Annotated in this window: 10 protein-coding genes; all 10 read left to right on the plus strand. The window is 39.5% G+C overall.

Annotated elements, in window-relative coordinates:
- The first annotated feature begins 97 nt into the window (after window positions 1–97).
- The 10 genes from NBH15_RS10705 to NBH15_RS10750 all read left to right on the plus strand — a co-directional run bounded on the left by NBH15_RS10705 (window position 98) and on the right by NBH15_RS10750 (window position 18,057).
- Window positions 98–3,244 carry a hypothetical protein gene (locus NBH15_RS10705; protein ID WP_250822637.1) on the plus strand — a complete coding sequence of 1,049 codons (3,147 nt, stop codon included), beginning with the start codon at window positions 98–100 and terminating at the stop codon, window positions 3,242–3,244.
- A 391-nt stretch (window positions 3,245–3,635) separates the two neighbouring features.
- Entirely contained in the window at window positions 3,636–4,181 is a 546-nt protein-coding gene (locus NBH15_RS10710; RefSeq protein ID WP_250822638.1) for an RNA polymerase sigma-70 factor, read from the plus strand.
- An 86-nt stretch (window positions 4,182–4,267) separates the two neighbouring features.
- Entirely contained in the window at window positions 4,268–5,245 is a 978-nt protein-coding gene (locus NBH15_RS10715) for a FecR family protein (protein WP_250822639.1), read from the plus strand.
- 150 nt (window positions 5,246–5,395) lie between these two features.
- The gene (locus NBH15_RS10720) at window positions 5,396–8,803 is read left to right on the plus strand and encodes a TonB-dependent receptor (RefSeq protein WP_250822640.1); all 3,408 of its coding nucleotides are present in this window, start codon (window positions 5,396–5,398) and stop codon (window positions 8,801–8,803) included.
- Between the two features lie 10 nt (window positions 8,804–8,813).
- Window positions 8,814–10,502, plus strand: coding sequence for a RagB/SusD family nutrient uptake outer membrane protein (locus NBH15_RS10725; protein ID WP_250822641.1), 1,689 nt, complete (start codon window positions 8,814–8,816; stop codon window positions 10,500–10,502).
- 155 nt (window positions 10,503–10,657) lie between these two features.
- Window positions 10,658–11,656: a glycoside hydrolase family protein gene (locus tag NBH15_RS10730; protein WP_250822642.1), complete on the plus strand. Its 999-nt coding sequence runs from the start codon at window positions 10,658–10,660 to the stop codon at window positions 11,654–11,656.
- Window positions 11,657–11,687: 31 nt separating this feature from the next.
- Complete coding sequence (locus NBH15_RS10735; RefSeq protein WP_250822643.1) at window positions 11,688–12,836, plus strand: glycoside hydrolase family protein; 1,149 nt, start codon at window positions 11,688–11,690, stop codon at window positions 12,834–12,836.
- A gap of 15 nt (window positions 12,837–12,851) precedes the next feature.
- Window positions 12,852–14,717 (plus strand): FAD-dependent oxidoreductase, encoded by a 1,866-nt coding sequence (locus NBH15_RS10740; RefSeq protein WP_250822644.1) that lies wholly within the window; start codon window positions 12,852–12,854, stop codon window positions 14,715–14,717.
- Between the two features lie 8 nt (window positions 14,718–14,725).
- Window positions 14,726–15,793 carry a glycoside hydrolase family protein gene (locus tag NBH15_RS10745; protein ID WP_250822645.1) on the plus strand — a complete coding sequence of 356 codons (1,068 nt, stop codon included), beginning with the start codon at window positions 14,726–14,728 and terminating at the stop codon, window positions 15,791–15,793.
- The gene (locus NBH15_RS10750; RefSeq protein ID WP_250822646.1) at window positions 15,790–18,057 is read left to right on the plus strand and encodes a glycosyl hydrolase family 95 catalytic domain-containing protein; all 2,268 of its coding nucleotides are present in this window, start codon (window positions 15,790–15,792) and stop codon (window positions 18,055–18,057) included. The genes NBH15_RS10745 and NBH15_RS10750 overlap by 4 nt, the downstream gene beginning before the upstream one ends.
- The last annotated feature ends 240 nt before the right edge of the window (window positions 18,058–18,297 follow it).

Here is an 18,297-nt window from a genome sequence, read left to right on the forward strand (position 1 = left end):
TTTATTCATTCAATGAAAAGGCAAAAGTACATAAAACCAATGGAAATTAGTCGTACATTTGACCTGATTTATTAACAGACATCTCTGAGTATTAGTTATGAAAAAAATCTTTTATCTTCTGATTTGCCAGCTTTTATCCGTCTTCTATCTCTTTGCCGATGGTGTGCAGACTGAGAACAGAACGGTGATTTTCACACCTTCCGGTGGTGAAAAGGTTCATTTGTTAACTCCCGGAAGCAGTGTTTCCGAAACAGTTTCGTTTAAACAGGAAGCCTATCCTGTGCGTAGATTCCTTCGTGTTGTCGGCGGAGTAAAAATGCCGGCTCCTTTTGAAAAAAGAGGGGAGGAGATGTTCAGGCGGTCGGAATTTTATATTGACGACAATCTGGATTCCGTCCATGTGAAGAAAGATAAGTATTCCTTATATTTTAAAGGAGAAGACAATAACTTCGAGCGGCATGCCTATTACCGTATTTCGGGTGACTTGCTGAAACCCGGTGAACTGACGGTGACCTTGCCGGTTGTGAAACGTCAGGACCTGTCCGTTTCTGCGGGTGGTGACTTTGGCGTACAGATAGAATTGTTTTATAAAAAGCCCGGACGCTATAAAGACGATATTTACGACCGCCCGGATTCGTTGCTTTACTTCCCGGTACCCGCAGGCTCCGGCAAATATCAACAAGTAACGCAAACATTCGTGCTTCCTGATAACGTCGCATGTGCCTTTTTACGTATCGGGGGAACTCATTTCAGCGGTGAGTGCTGGGTGGAGGCACCCAGATTGGTGCAGAACAAGAAACAGGTCTGCTCCATACCTTTTGCTAAATTTGCCGATAAGACAGACGATTATAACTACTGGACCGGTTGTAACCTTTCTACCCGCAGTTGGCCGCGTTGGAAGCTGGATTTTAACGGTACGACTGTTTACGAAGGAAATATTTTCGACAGAGCCTCTGATATAGCGGACTTTTATATCCTTCTGCCTGCATCCGTACAAGGTAACGGCGATTTGAAACTGACTTTGCTCAAAGAGGATAACCGTGCAGCGTATTCTTATGAACTCCGTTCGCTGGAGATTATCGAAGAGAGTGCCCGTGATTTTGAAGTTGTTTCCGTGCCTGAATATGTTTCTGCCGGAACGGCTTTCGGTGTACTGGTAGAAACGAATAAGCCGGATGTCCGTTTGAAGGTACAGGCTCCGTCTTCTGTTATCCCGGCGTCTCAGGAAGTGGTATTAAAAGGAACAGGTTTGCACGTGATTGAGTTTCGTGCCGGCGATTATGCCTCCGCTGTCCCGATGATTTTTGACGACGGAAGCCGTAAGGCGGAAGTAACAATTCGTCAGATAATAGAAAAGGAACCGGATGAGGTTTATATTTCTTCCGGGGATGAGATTTATATAGATAAGGAATATGCGCCTTATGATTATTTCTTTAAATGGTATATCTCCCAGCGGGTCGGAAACTGGTATCAGTTCCGTCCTTCCTATCAGTGGAGCGGTTTCCGCGTTGCCCGTCCCGAAGTTATCCGTCATTATACCGGTTTGTTGAATAAGCTCCAGGTTCCTTATGCCTGGCAGGTAGAAGGCCGTACATTGGCCGGTAAACGTATCAATCCGGATTTGGAAACATTGGCTTCTCCGATGTTCCGCGGAAAGCAGGCGCATGAAAATGACGGCGGTTATTATTACTGGCAACATTTCCTGTATCAGGGAGTCTTCTCGGATATGGCTGCCCGTAACCGTCCTTATGGCGGTATCTTTGCCAAACACCGTCCTATTTATACCGATCATGGCGTATTTATCCACTATGACCCGCAGGGTGTGAAAGATATGGCAGACGGTGCTCGTAAACTGGTTGAGAATTTCCGTTACTCCAAGGGAGAGAGCAGTCGTCATACGGGCCCATCCACGATGTTCCGTTATTTGTATCAGGCGGGTTACGACTGGTTGGGAGCCGAACAGATGTACGGTCCGGAAGAAATCATCCTCTCTTCGCTGCGTGGTGCTTCACGTGCCTATAGCAAACACGACTATGGAACCTTGCATGCCATGCAGTGGGGATCAGGACCTTTCACCGATCCGAAGCATTCCCTGCGTTTATATATGTCGCTGGCTGTTGCCTATATGCACGGCTCTTCCCATATGAACACCGAAGAGGCATTGTGGCTGGATGAATATGCCAACGACCGTTATTCCCAGTCTGGTAAGGAACATCTGTACGCGCAGCATCGTGTACTGGATTTTATAGAAACGCATACCCGCCGTGGCGAACTGAAAAGTAATATCGCTGTTATCCAGGGAAGAAATGATGCCTGGAAATCATTCGGTCGCGGCAGTCTGTGGTCGCAGAAGGGAGATAAATGGGCGTTCAATAAGGCGACGGAAAGTTTTGATTTGCTGAATGTCTTTTATCCGGACAATATCGTCGACGGTTGCGGTCCGAAAGGTTGGTTTACTTCTACGCCTTATGGAACAGTAGATATCTTGCCTATTGAAGCTCCGCAGGATGTGATGAATAAATATAAGACAATGGTCTTCCTGGGTTGGAACAGTTTTGAGGAGAGCGATTTCCTCCGTATCCGTAACTATGTATTTGGAGGTGGCACGCTTGTTTTGACTGCTGCTCATCTGAATGCAGAACTTCAACCGGACCAGCCGGCAAAGTTCCCGACTAACGATGCGGTTATCCGTGAAATGTTGGGCGATAATTATAAGTCTTTAAATGGAAAGACCGTTATCCCGTTCGGATCAGGAAAGATCATCTACTTCCCGCAGGCTGCTTATCCGGCAGAATCGTCTTTGAGAAGCCAGTATGAAGAAACAATGCGTGAGTTAGCCACAGAAACTGTGAACAAGGAACTTCCCTCCGGTTGGATCGAATCTGCTCCGTCTGTAGGTTTCACTGTTTGGGATAACAAAGACCATCGCACAATTTATCTGCTGAACACCGACTGGCAAAGTGATGAACAGCAACATACGGCAACCTTTGTCTATGCCGGAAAGAAATTCCCTGTTGATGTCAGACGTTATCATATCGAAACTGTTCATTGCGCTAACGGTTTAGCGATTAATCCCGGTAGTAATACGACGGATATTTTAAGCATAAACAAAGAAGGTAACAGTTGGAAAGTAACCGTACAGAATACGGAGAAAGATACAATCCGTTGTTTTAATGCAGAAACAGGAACGACAACCACTGTTGTGCTGGATAGCCCTTCTGTTCATGTGATTACGGTTGATTAATTATATAAATTCAATAGGATTTTATTTTTATCAAATTATCTACAACATCTACCATTATCTATATTAGCTTATGAAAATAAAAGCGTTAATAGGTGGTGGTAGATGAAAGTTATCTACAACTAGAAAGTATATATCTACCATCTTTTGTGAGACTTTTGCTTTTCTAAGGAGAAAGGTATTGAAATAGAAATATAGTTTCATTAGGAGGAAACAAAAGTTTTATGCTGGTGAAACAAAAGTTTTCTCGGCATAAAACTTTTGTTTTGTACCGAGAAAACTCTTTTGTTTAGGTAGTACAAAGCAGATCTGTATATAGGTGTTTTATATAGCGCATAGCGTTAAAATAGAGTTGGGACAGGTGACTTTTCGAGATTTTTAATAAGTTTGCAATATGGAAGTAAAAGATCAGGCGACAAATTGTTATCAGCGCATATATATGGAATATGCGCCAATGCTGCTTCGTTTTGCGGGCAAGTTTGTCTCTGGATTCTTTGCAGAAGATATTGTGCATGATGTTTTTCTAAAATTATGGGATAAGCAGGTTTTCCTTCTTCCTGATGTCGATTTGAAAAGGATTCTTTTTGTAGCTGTGCGTAATGCCTGTATTGACCATCTGCGTCGTTCTACTATGGAGCAGGAAATTCTGGATCGTCGTGCTGTTCAGCTTAAATTGGATGAACTGGATTATTTTGAATTGTCTGATGAACTTTTTATGCGGAAAGATTTGTTGGAACTTCTGATGAAGAAAGTGGCGGAATTACCCGAACGGAGCCAGGAAATATTCCGTCTTTCTTATCTGAAAGGAATGAAAGCTGCTGAGATCGCCGAACAATTAGGTTTATCTGTCCGTACGGTAGAGAACCAATTGTATCGTTCTTTACTATATCTTCGTAAACATTGTTCTCATCTTTTTTTCTATCTTTTCACCTTGGTTTAAAGCCTGTTTGAATTTTTCAGGAAAAAAGTGTGTTTTCGTGTGAGTAGTTTTTTGCTGCCGTTCGTTGTATCAATAAAAGGCATATCATGGAAAACGAATATACGGAATTAATTATAGGCTATTTGCAAAATAGTTTGACCCGAGAGGAAACAGACCGTTTCTATACTTGGGTGAACGAGAATACTTCCAATAAAAAGTTGTTTTTCGAGGTGAAGGCTATATATGATGCCGGTTTGCCTTTGAGTTCATCGCAAAAAATAGCTGAGAGTTGGGAGCGTCTGCTTGCCAAAAGGAAGAAATCACAATCCCGCCATTTTAATCTTTGGTATCGGATTGCATCTTATGCCGCTGTAGCCCTGTTGGCTGTGGCGATCAGTTCGGCGTATTTCTTCTTTATTGAAGAGGAAGAATATGTATATACCAAATATATAGGAGGCGATGGCCTGGAAGCGGATGTTGTGGAGCTGCCGGACGGGACACATGTTAGTCTTGGCTCAAAAACTACTTTCCATTATGATAAGAATTTTGGAAAAGACAAACGTATCGTATATCTGGAAGGAGAGGCCTATTTTGATGTTGCCAAACAAAAAGACAAACCTTTCATCGTAAAGACCAAAGAACAGGATATAGAAGCATTGGGAACAAAATTCAATGTGATGGCTTACCCGTTGGATTCGTTGGTAGTCACTACTTTATCCGAAGGTTCTGTTCGTCTGACTTCTTTAAATATGGCTCACCCTACGATTCTGAAACCGGACCAACAGCTTATTTATAACCGGAATACGAAAAAGTCCTATTTGCAAGATGTAGATGCTCAACAGTATTCTTCTTGGACGAGCGGTTATTATTATTTCCCGCAACAGAGTTTACAAGCAATTTTGGACCGGTTGAGCCATGTTTACGGTATTCAGTTTACGGTCAATTCCGAAGCATTGAACAAACGGACATTTACAGGTACTTTTTACCGTGGGCAAAGTATAAAGGATATTATGGATATTATAAATCTGTCTATCCCGATCAGGTATAAGATCGATGACCACCATGTGACGATTTCTGAAAAATAAAATTCTAACTCTTAAATTTAATGTATATGAGCGGATAAAGTAATAAAAAAGAAGATAACATCTTGCCGGATGTTGCCTTCTGAAAAATGTGTGATTCAATTAAACTTCCATTGCCGTGGAAGAAGTGTTTAATCTTAATACAATTAAAGTATGAATAATCAACGTATAGTTGTTTCTGCAAATCTAAAAAGAACTATTAATATCATGAAACTAACCGTGTTGATGCTTGTCGTCTGCCTGTCACAGGTTGTTGCGGCGACATATGCACAAACAACCAAACTAAGTGTTTCTGTAAAAGAGGAAACACTGGAAAATGTATTAAAACAAATAGAAAAGCAATCGGAGTTCTTGTTTTTCTATAATTTGGAAGAGGTAAATAAGAATGAAAAAATCTCTATCACAAAGAAAAACTCCAGTATTCAGGATATATTGGACGTAATTACTGAAAAAACAGGTCTTAAGTACACGATTAAAGACCGGCATATTGTATTGACTGTTCAAAACAATCCTGCTCCCGCTTTGGTCACTCAACAGGTACGGAAGATTACAGGAACCGTTTCTGATGCATTCGGCCCTATTGCCGGAGCCAATATTGTAGAGAAAGGTACTACAAATGGGACAACGACTGATATGGAGGGTAATTTCTCTATTGAAGTTTCGGATGGTGCTATTCTTCAGGTATCTTTTATCGGATATATCCAACAGGACATCGCAGTAAAGAACCAGCGTGTGATCAATGTTATGTTAAAAGAAGATACACAAGCATTGGAGGAAGTTGTGGTCATTGGCTATGGTACTGTAAAGAAAAAAGATTTAACAGGGTCTGTAGGTGCAATTAAAGGAGAAGATTTGGCAGCAAGAAAAACGACACAGTTATCTACCGCTTTACAGGGAGCTGTTTCAGGAGTAATGGTAAGCCGGAATAATGGTACGGCTCCGGGAGAAGCGGCAAGCAGTATTCGTGTACGTGGTGTTACGACTATTGGTGATAGTAATCCATTGGTAATTATAGATGGAGTACCTGGCAATATCAATGATGTGAATCCCAATGATGTAGAGAATATGACTGTATTAAAAGATGCAGCCTCTTCATCCATTTATGGTTCTCGGGCAGCCTCAGGGGTTATTTTGATTACGACGAAGCGTGCAAAAGAAAATGATTTGTCTTTGAATTACCAGTTTGAGTATGGTTTGGAGTTTTTACCTAAACTGCCGGAAAGCATGGGGGCTGTCAGGTTTATGGAAGTCACGAATGAACTTAGATATAACGATAATCCTACGGGAGGTAAAAACCAAACTTATTCTCAAGATTTAATTGAAAATTACATACAATATAATCGGGAAAATCCGGACAAATATCCTATTACAAATTGGAAAGATGAAATTTTCAACTCATCCGCCCCACGGCAAAGCCATGTTTTATCTATAGCTGGTGGAAGTAAGAATGTGAAGACAAATGCTTCATTGGCTTATGACCGCACGGATGCTTTATGGGACGTACAATACTATGAAAGATTTATGTTGCGTGTAAATAATGATTTTAAAATCAATAAATATTTGGGGGCGAAGATCGATTTTAATTTCAAACGTTCTAAAAATCATCAACCGCAGTTAGATTTTGAAGCAGTTAATCAGAATGCTTTGTTTACGCATGCTTTACAAATGCCATCGATTTATGCTGCCCGTTGGAGTGATGGTCGATATGGAGAAGGACGTGATGGTGGAAATATCGTGTCGTTCCTTCATGAAGCCGGAACACAAGACACATGGTCTAACCAAGTAGGAGGTAGGGTTTCTTTGGATCTTAAACCGTTTGATGGATTGGTTGTGTCCGGTATTGTTTCTCCAACTTATAATTTCAATAAAATAAAAAGTTTCCATAAAGCAGTACCTTATACAAAATTGGAAGATCCTAATACGATTGTCGGGTATAGAGGAAGTAATAAAACTACAAAACTAACGGAAAAAAGAAATGATAACTATAATGTAACGATACAATTTTTAGCTAATTATGATAAGCAATTAGGACGTCATGGAATAAATGCGATGATTGGTTACGAAAGTTATTATGCTTTTTTTGAAAACTTAATGGCTTCTCGTGACCAGTATGAATTGGGCAATTATCCTTATTTGAATCTTGGTCCACTTTCTATGCGTGATAATTCCGGTAATGCGAGTGAGGTTGCATACCGTTCTTATTTTGGACGTATAATGTATAATTATGATAACCGTTATTTGTTCCAAGTGAATTTCCGCCGGGATGGTTCGTCACGATTCCATAAAGATTATCGTTGGAGTAATTTCCCCTCATTCTCTGCTGGCTGGGTTTTGAGTGAAGAGAGTTTTATGAAGAATCTGCAAATAGACTGGTTGTCAAATTTGAAACTTCGTGCTTCATGGGGTACTTTGGGTAATGAACGTATTCTTGATTCTAATGGAAACCCTAATTATTATCCTTATCAGGCAGCAATGAGTTTTGGTAATGTGTTGTTTTTCCAAAATGGCAAACCTTTGTCGTATCTTTCTGCTGCTCAGTTGAATTATGCACTGAAAAATATTTCGTGGGAAACAACAGAGTCTTTCGACCTGGGACTGGATGCCGGATTCTTAAATAATCGATTGCGTTTTACATTTGATTTTTATAAGAAAAAAACGAAAGATATGTTGCTTGCGTTGGAAATTCCGGGTTATGTAGGATTTGGCAATCCTCAAAAAAATACAGGAACAATGAATACAACCGGATATGATGCGGATTTATCATGGAATGATCAAAAAGGTGATTGGCGATACGGTATTTCGGTAAACTTATCAGACTTCGTTTCTAAAATGGGGAATTTAGGAGGAACTGAGTTTTTAGGCGAAAAGGTCAAAATGGAAGGAAGTGAATTTAATGAATGGTATGGTTATTTAAGTGATGGCCTTATTCTGACAGAAGAAGATTTGAATGGTCCTAAGTTGAATAACAATATTAAAATTGGCGATATAAAATACAAGGATATATCAGGACCTGATGGAGTTCCGGATGGTAAGATTTCACCAGAGTATGACCGTGTATTGTTAGGTGGTTCTTTACCACGTTTTATGTTTGGTGGTACTGCTAATATTGGATATAAAGGTTTTGATTTTTCAATGGCTTTCCAAGGTATAGGAAAACAAAATGTAAGATATTCTCAGATGATGGTGCGTCCTTTGACTGGAGAGTGGGCTAATGCACCGAGTTTGATTGAGGGTAAGTATTGGAGCAGTTATAATACAGATGCAGAAAACGCAAAAGCTGTTTATCCTCGTATAAGTAATGTAAATGCATCGGCCAACTATGCAATGTCTGATTTTTGGATGTTTAATGGACGATATCTCAGATTGAAAAATTTGACATTGGGTTATACATTGCCACAAAATGTGACTAATGTTTTATTTATTGATCGAATACGTGTGTATGTTTCTGCAAACGATTTGTTCCAAATTAGTAATTATCCTAAGGGATGGGATCCTGAGATGTCCGGTACTGGATATCCTGTTACAAAATCATGTTTATTTGGTTTGTCTGTTAAATTTTAAAGTAGAAAAAATGAAAAAGATAGAAAAAATAGTTTGTGGCTTGTGCATCATTTTTCTGAGTTCGTGTGTAGACTTGGATTTGAATCCATTAGCAATGGGTACAAATGAAAATTGGTATTCGGATGAACAAGAAATCACTATTGCACTTAATGATTTGTATAAACCTGCTTTTTGGTCGCGGATAGGAGAAGATTGGACCGATAATGAGGCATACAGAAATACGAACACTTCTTTTGTGGCCGGAACGATAACAGGGCAAGACGCAACAGTTACTGGTAAATGGGCTAATTTGTATAAAGCCATAGCAAGGGCTAATTCTATTTTGGCGGCAGTAGACAAAATTCCTGCAGGTAAGTTGACTGAAGTCAAAAAGAATACATTGAAAGGAGAGGCTTTTTTTATACGTGCTGCCATGTATTCGGATTTGGTGTTTTATTTTGGTGATGTTCCCTATACATGTGAACAGATAGATATTGATGAAGCTTTTTCCATGGGACGTACTGCGAAGGAGGAGGTTGTGAAAGCCATATATGCAGATTTTGATCAAGCAATAGATTTGTTACCTGTGGAGACAGGGGCAGTTCAGCGTGCAACAAAGGGGGCCGCTTTGGCTTTGAAAGCTCGGTTTGCTCTTTATCAAAATGATTGGGCTACTGTGGTCGAAGCGACGAACGATTGTATAAATCTGGATAAATACAAATTATATCCAGACTATGGAGAGTTGTTTTTGTCAACGACACATAATACGGAAGAATCAATTTTTTCTTTGCCTCGTTCGGTAACTGATGGTGTGACATTATGGGCTGATCCTTATATTACGCGAAATAATGGAGGATGGGCGGCAAGTTCGCCTAGTTGGGACTTGTTAGCATCCTATACTTGTACGGACGGACTTCCTATTGATGAGTCTCCATTATTTGATCCTCGTGATCCTTTCAAAAATAGGGATCCACGTTGTAATGAAACTATCGTGCCATTTGGAACTGAATTTTTGGGATTTGAATATAATCCGCATCCGGATGCTTTGGAGGTAATGAACTATTCTACTGGAAAAATGCAATTGAATAATGATACGAAAGCAAATACTCAACATGCGTCATATAATGGTTTGGTATGGAAAAAGGGGGTTGATGATACGTGGCTTTTAAATGGACATAGAGTTGAAGTCGATAATATTATTATTCGCTATGCAGATGTGCTTTTGATGTATGCTGAAGCGAAAATAGAATTAGGACAAATAGATGATACTGTCATTAAGGCTTTGAATTTAGTGAGAGCCAGGGCTTATGGTGTGCCCCTGGAAGATGTGAAAAATTATCCGGAAATAGAATCTATGGATCAAGATAAGTTGCGTTCGATAGTCCGTATGGAGAGAAGAATGGAATTTGCAAGGGAAAATTCCAGATATTACGACTTGATCCGTTGGAAAATTGCTGAAAAAGCTTTATGTGTCAAAAGTTATGGATTATTGTATCCGGCAGAACTATTACGTGAAAAAGTAACAACGAAAGGTCTTTGGTTTTGGGGAGCAACTCCGGATATTGATGAAAATGGTATTGTTGATTTCAGTAAATTAGAAGAAATGGGCGTTATTATGCCTTTAATACAACGTTCTTTTAGTACTCATCAGTATTTATGGCCTATCCCAACGAAAGAAATATTGATTAATGAGAATATAAAACAAAATCCTGGATATTAACCTATAAAGAATGGTGGTAAGAGATCGTAAGAAGATTGTAGGTTTCTGAATTTCTCTTGCCACCTGTTGTTAAAATTATGATACTTATCGTGTTCGTTTTAATTGTTTCGTTTTCCTTTTCCGGGTGTTCTGATTCTAAAAAAAAGGCTGTGGAAATGGATTTTTCTTCGTTATTGTTGCCGGTTCCAGAGTCTGCAGTGTTAAAAGATAATGCTTATTTTATCTGGGGGGCATCTCCCATAAAAGGAGAAGATGGTAAATATCATGTTTTTTATTCTCGTTGGGAGAAGAAATATGGTTTTATGGCCTGGGTTACACATTCGGAGATCGCTCATGGAGTTTCAGATCATTTGTTAGGACCTTATACATTTAAAGATGTTGCTCTTCCGGCAAGAGGGAAAGGCTATTGGGATGGAACTACCACACATAACCCAACGATTCATAAATTTAATGGGAAATATTATTTGTATTATACCGGGAATTGCGGAGACGGTATTAATGTGAAGAATGATTTGAATTGGACGCATCGCAATAGTCAGCGTATAGGAGTGGCTGTGGCTACTTCCTTGGACGGGCCGTGGAAGCGTTTTGACAAGCCGCTTATCAATGTGTCTGCCGATTCCACAGCAGCGGATGCGTTGGCTGCTAATAACCCGTCTGTTGTACAACGGCCGGATGGAAAAATATTGATGGTATATAAAGCGGTAGCTAAGCAAAAACCATTACCTTTTGGCGGGCCTGTTGTGCATTTGTCTGCGCTGGGAGATACTCCGACAGGACCTTTCGTTAAAAATATGAAACCGATTTTTACAAAGGATAATTCTTTTTTCCCCGCTGAAGACCCTTATATTTGGTATCAGGATAATCGATATTATGCTATCGTAAAAGATATGAAAGGTGAATTTACAAAGATCGGGCGTTCTTTGGCTTTGTTTACTTCTGTAAATGGTTTTGACTGGCAAATGTCAAAACATACTTTAGTTTCTGATTTAAGTATACATTGGGAAAATGGGAACCGGGATACAGTCGCTTATTTGGAACGTCCTCAATTATATTTGGAAAACGGGAAACCGAAAGGACTTTTTTTGGCGGTCTCTCCCAATTCGCAGTATGATCATACTTATAATATACATATACCATTGAAGTGTAACTGATTTTTTTAATTTTGGACGAATGAATGTGAAAATGGGACAAAGATTGATGCTCTTTTTGTTTGTGACCTGGAGTTTTATGGTTGCTTCTTGCGGAAAAAAGAGTCGTAATTGGGGGAAAACATATTCTTTAGCAGAAATGATACAACCGATTCCTGTGGGGAATGTACAAAAGGATTCTGCTTGGAATATTTGGGGGGCAAGCATGGTAAAAGGGTATGATAATAAATATCATCTTTATTTCTCTCGTTGGCCTCGGCAATCCGGGCATGAATCATGGATTAGCCATTCGGAAATAGCATATGCTGTGGCTGATAAGCCGGAAGGACCTTTCCGGTTTGTAAAAACGGCTTTACCAGCACGAGGATTGGAGTTTTGGGATGGTGCTATGACGCACAATCCTTATATGGTGTTGAAAGATGGTAAGTATTATTTGTATTATATAGGAACTACGGGAGAAATATTAAAGGCGGATCAAAAGTTGACTCCTTATGGAGACGGATGGTGGAGTCGTAGGAACAAACAACGAATAGGAGTAGCTGTGGCAGATAAACCAGAGGGGCCTTGGGTTCGTTCGGATAAACCTGTTTTGACTGTCAGCGATGATACAACGGCTTTTGATGCCATGTGTGTAAATAATCCTGCCATATGTGTCGGGAGAAATGGGAAAATAGTCATGCTTTATAAGGCTGTTTGCAAGAATGGTACACAGGGGGGTGGGGCTGTTCGTTTTAGTGTTGCTTTTGCCGATTCACCGACAGGACCATTTGTTAAAACGAATCAATTGATATTTCAACCGGAAGATTCAACTGCCCGAATGGTAGCAGAAGATCCTTACCTTTGGTATGATAAGGAGAAAGATCAGTATTTTGCAATAGTTCGTGATGTTGTCGCTCAATTTACGGGAGAAGATAGCGGTGGACTGGCATTGATGGTGTCGGATGATGCTATAAATTGGCGAGTTGCAACTTGCCCGAAGGTCTTACCAGCTCAATTAGAATGGGAGGATGGGACAATTTATGATGCTAAAAAAAATCATATAGAACGCCCTTTTTTATATCGTAATGAAAAAGGAATCCCTTCTTTATTGTTCGGAACGTTTAGCGTTCATACTAATGGTATTTTTCGGGAACATTCATTTAATGGGCGGATACCTTTGTCTATGCCGGAATTTAATAATTAAAAAAGCAGAGTAAAAATGAAACAAATCTTTTTGATATTATTCTCCTCCCTTTTCATAATAGGGAAAGTAAGTGGCAGTGAATTGCTTGTCGAAGCAGAGAGTTTTACCCATAAAGGCGGCTGGGTAGTCGACCAACAGTTTATGGATTTGATGGGGTCGCCTTACTTATTGGCTCATGGCATGGGCGAACCAGTTGAAGATGCCTATACGGAAGTCGCTTTTCCGGAAACAGGGACTTATTATGTATATGTCCGTACATATAATTGGACCTCGCCTTGGAAAGAGGGTGAAGGTCCTGGAAAATTCAGTTTGTCTGTCGGCAATAAGAAGTTAGTCTCTCCGCTGGGTGCTGAAGGTTCGGGTTGGATGTGGCAATCTGCAGGAAAGGTGTCGGTAAAAAATCAAAAAATGATCGTAAAATTACATGATTTGACTGGGTTCGACGGTCGTTGCGATGCTATTTATTTTACGAAGGAAGTAGGGAAAATACCTCCTTCTGATGTAAAGTCTCTAGAAGTTTTTCGTCGTAAACTAATAGGATTGCCTGACCAACCAACTTTGGCAGGTCAATACGACTTGGTAGTAGTGGGTGCCGGTATTGCGGGGATGAGTGCGGCAGTTTCTGCTGCCCGGCTAGGATGTAAAGTCGCTTTGATCAATGACCGTCCGGTTGTCGGAGGAAATAATAGCTCTGAGATACGTGTCCATTTAGGGGGACGGATAGAGGCAGGTCTCTATAAGGAACTTGGCAACCTCCAGAAAGAATTCGGACCGACACGCGGTGGAAATGCGCAACCGGCAGAATATTACGAAGATCAGAAAAAACTGGATTGGTTGAAAAATGAAAAGAATATAACTCTTTTCTTGAATTGTCGTGCTGTTGGTGTGACGAAAAAGGGCAATAATATCACTTCCGTCATTACGAAACATATTGAAAGCGGGGAAGAGTTAGAATTTAAGGCTCCTTTGTTTTCAGACTGTACCGGGGATGGTACTATCGGTTATCTGGCAGGTGCCGATTATCGTATGGGACGTGAAAGTCGGGAAGAATTTGGAGAAAGCACTGCACCGGTGAAAGCGGATAAGATGACAATGGGAGCTTCGGTTCAATGGTATTCGGTCGATAACAAGAAACCCTCTGCATTTCCTTATTTCAACTATGGCGTGGAATTTAACGAGGAAAATTCGGAAAAGGTCATGATGGGAGAATGGACTTGGGAAACAGGAATGAATTTTGACCAAATAAAAGATTTCGAACGTATACGTGATTATGGATTACTGGTCGTTTATTCCAATTGGAGCTATTTGAAAAACCGCATGAAGGAAAACTCCCAGTATCGCAACCGTAAGTTGGGTTGGGTTGCTTACGTTTCGGGTAAACGTGAATCTCGGCGTTTGATGGGCGATTATATATTGAAGGAAGATGACCTCCGTAAATATGTGGCTCATGAAGACGGGACGGCAGCTACGACGTGGAGTATAGATTTGCATTATCCGGACCCCGATAACAGCCAAAAATTCCCCGGTAGAGAATTCAAATCAATAGCCAAACATATTAGTATTTACCCATATCCGATACCTTATCGTTGTTTGTATTCTCGGAATATAGACAATCTATTTATGGCAGGTCGTAATATCAGCGTGACCCATGTTGCTTTGGGAACTGTGCGTGTTATGCGTACGACGGGAATGATGGGAGAAGTGGTTGGAATGGCTGCTTTTTTGTGTAAAAAATTTAATGTACAACCCCGTGCAATATATCAGTCTTATTTGTCGAATTTAAAAAAACTGATGGAAGATGGTATCGGTAAAAAAGGTTTGCCTAATAATCAGAAATATAATCAAGGTGCAACATTAACAACACCTCCGCAATTTAAATGATGGTAATTATGAGAAAATATATATCATTTTGTGTGTTTATTGTATTTATTTTATGTGTACAGAAGAGTGCTTCTCAAACAACTGCGTTCAGAAAAGATAGTTTTGCTGATCATTGGCAGTATGTAGGAATTGCAATTGAGGAACCAGGATTTCATATTTGGGGGTCTTCTCCAATTATGGATGAAACGGGTAAAGTTCATTTATTTGTTGCTCGCTGGAGTAATAAATTGGGGGTGGATCCTGGTTGGCGTTCACATAGTGAGATTGTTCATTATGTAGCGAATAAACCGGAAGGCCCTTTCAAATTTGTAGAAGTTGTATTAACAGGTTCAGGAAAAGATACTTGGGATAAGTATGGTGTTTGTAATCCTGCTATTCATAAAGTTGGGAATAAATATGTATTATTGTATATAGCAAATGATAATTATAAAAGTCCTCCTCATTCTTCCAATCAAAAAATTGGAATGATGGTTGCTGAAAGTTTGAAAGGTCCTTGGAAAAAAGTGGGTAAAGATGGATTGTTGTTAAAACCATCTGAAAATAAATTCTTTTGGACTAATAAATCAAAATGTGGAGTCACGAATCCAGCTCTTTTGCAACATCCAAATGGTGGATACCTGTTATATTTTAAAGCTAAAACAGATGAAGGAATAAAAATGGGTGTTGCTTTTGCTGAACAGATAGAAGGTCCTTATGTACAATTTCCTGAACCTGTAACGAAAAACGATATGCCTATAGAAGATGGGTATGCCTTTGTTTATCAAAATAAAATTTGCTTGTTGACGACAGACAACATTGGATTATTAAAGCGAGGAGGTGGTATTCTGTGGAAATCTGAAGATGGAATTAATTTTACAGAACGTGAACCTGGTTTTAATTTATTTGTTGATTATGTAGGTAAGGAGGCTTTAGTAAATGGGAAAATGTTATATGGTACGGATCTGAAATTTGAACGTCCACAAGTTTTATTAATTAATGATGAACCAGCCTATCTGTATGTTCCTTCTGGCATAAATAAAGATGGAAATGACGGAACGGCATCTTATATTTTAAAATTTAATTCTTACGTAAAATGAGACAATTGATATTTATATTTTTTTTATTTGTATTGATCGGATGTACAGGCAATTCGATACTGCAAACAGAATCATCCAGCAATGATTTGATTTATAAAAACTTATCGTCAACTTGGGATGAAGCAGTTCCTTTGGGAAATGGGACAGTTGGTGCGCTCATTTGGCAGAAAGGACAAGCTCTTCGGATAGCTTTAGACCGTTCCGACTTGTGGGATTTACGTCCGTTGGACGAATTTAGTGGAGAACAATATACTTTTAAATGGGTATATGATCATGTGAAAAAGAATGAGTATAAAACAGTTCAAAATTGGTACAATTTGGGTGGAAAGGGTTATGCTGGGCCTACCAAAATTCCTGGAGCAGCACTTGAATTTGATCTTTCAAAAATGGGTGAATTAAAAGATGTTCATCTTTATTTGAATCAGGCAGTCTGTCATATAGAATGGAATAATGGTATGAAATTCCAAACTTTTGTACATGCTTGTCAACCCATCGGGTGGTTTATTGCAGGGAATGTTGGAGAAGACTTTATACCTTCAATAATTCCACCTGCATACACAGAAGAAACTGTTTCTACCGTAAATGATCATAGTGAATTTAGTTTAAGTCAACTAGGCTATAAAAAAGGAGATGTTATTCGGAATGAAAATAAAATAGTCTATGAACAGGTCGGTTGGGGGAATTTTAAATACAAAGTAGCTGTAAAATGGGAATATAAAGAAAATATGTTGACAGGAGTTTGGTGTATCACATCGTCTGAAACGGATGAAGATGCGAGTCAACTAGTTGATGAAGCTTTACAAACAGGTATTAAAGAAGCATACGGTTCTCATTTGGATTGGTGGCGTTTGTTTTATGCTCAGTCATCTATCAAACTTCCAGATTCTGTAATAGAAAAGCAGTATTATAATGAACTATATAAAATGGGATGTATAGCTCGAAGTGATTCTTATCCAATTTCCTTGCAGTCTATATGGACGGCAGATAACGGACGCTTGCCTCCTTGGAAAGGAGATTATCATCATGATTTGAATACGCAATTGAGTTATTGGCCCTATTATACCGGAAACCATTTAAATGAAGCTTATGGTTATTTGGAAACGTTGTGGAATCAAAGAGAAACCAACAAGGCTTATACAAAACAATATTTTGGGACAAACGGATTGAATGTACCTGGTGTCTGTACATTGAAAGGAGAACCTATGGGAGGTTGGATACAATTTTCTTTGGGACCGACTGTTTCTGCTTGGTTGTCACAACATTTTTATTTGCATTGGAAATATTCGCAAGACAAAGATTTTTTGAAAGAACGTGCTTATCCGTATGTGAAAGAGGTGGTGACTTATTTGGAAGAATTTATGGAATTACGGGATGGCATACGTTCTTTGCCCCTTAGCTCATCTCCTGAATATAATGATAACCGTATGGATGCATGGTTTATGGAAATGACAAACTTTGATCGTGCATTAGTGCGTTTTGCTTTTATGGCTGCTTCCGAATTGGCATTGGAACTTGGGTTGTCTCAAGAGGCAAATCACTGGGATACTATTTTGTCTCAATTGCCAGGTTATGATTTGGATAAGAATGGCGGGTTGACCATTGCTCCCGGACATCCTTATGCGGCTTCGCATCGACATTTTTCCCATCTGTTGGCCATCCATCCATTGGGGATCATTGATAAAGCGAATGGAGTATCTGACTCTCGTATTATTGATGAGAGTATTCAATCATTGGATAAACAGGGTAGTAGCCAATGGTGTGGTTATTCTTTTTCATGGTTGGCGAATTTGAAGGCACGGGCTTTTGACGGGGAAGGTGCAGCACAAGCATTACGTGATTTTGCAAATTGTTTTTGTCTTCCGAATACATTTCATGCGAATGGAGACCAAACTAATTCGGGGAAATCCCGGTTTACTTACCGCCCTTTTACATTAGAAGGAAATATGGCTTTTGCTGCAGGAGTACAAGAAATGTTGTTGCAAAGCCATACCGGAACGATTCGGGTTTTCCCTGCAATCCCCAATAGCTGGAAAGATGTTTCTTTTGATAAATTACGTGCGATGGGAGCATTTTTAGTTTCGGCAGACCGTGTCGGAGGAAAGCTCTCTTGCCTTAAGATTGTTTCGGAAAAAGGAGGAATACTTCGTTTAGACAATCCTTTTAAGGGAGAATTTGTTTGTTCTGCTCCATATAAAATACAAAACAAGAATATACTCGAAGTAAAAATGAATGTCGGTGATCAGGTATTTTTTCGTGAAAAATAAATAGTCTTACAGTGATTAACATGGTAATAGTAATGTTATCGTGCCAGCACAGTAATGTTAACATTACGAACACTACTGTGTGAGAATAGATAACACTATAGTATTATCGGTTATGTCAATAAGTCGGCTATCCTCTCAAGATATTTTTATTTTTACGTTTCAGGTTTCAGTCTTATTTGTCCTTTAAAATTCAATGGATGTGTCTGAAAGGTGAAAAACGGATGCTTGTCTATTAAAAAT

The sequence above is a fragment of the Parabacteroides caeci genome (assembly GCF_023656795.1).
GTDB lineage: Bacteria > Bacteroidota > Bacteroidia > Bacteroidales > Tannerellaceae > Parabacteroides > Parabacteroides segnis.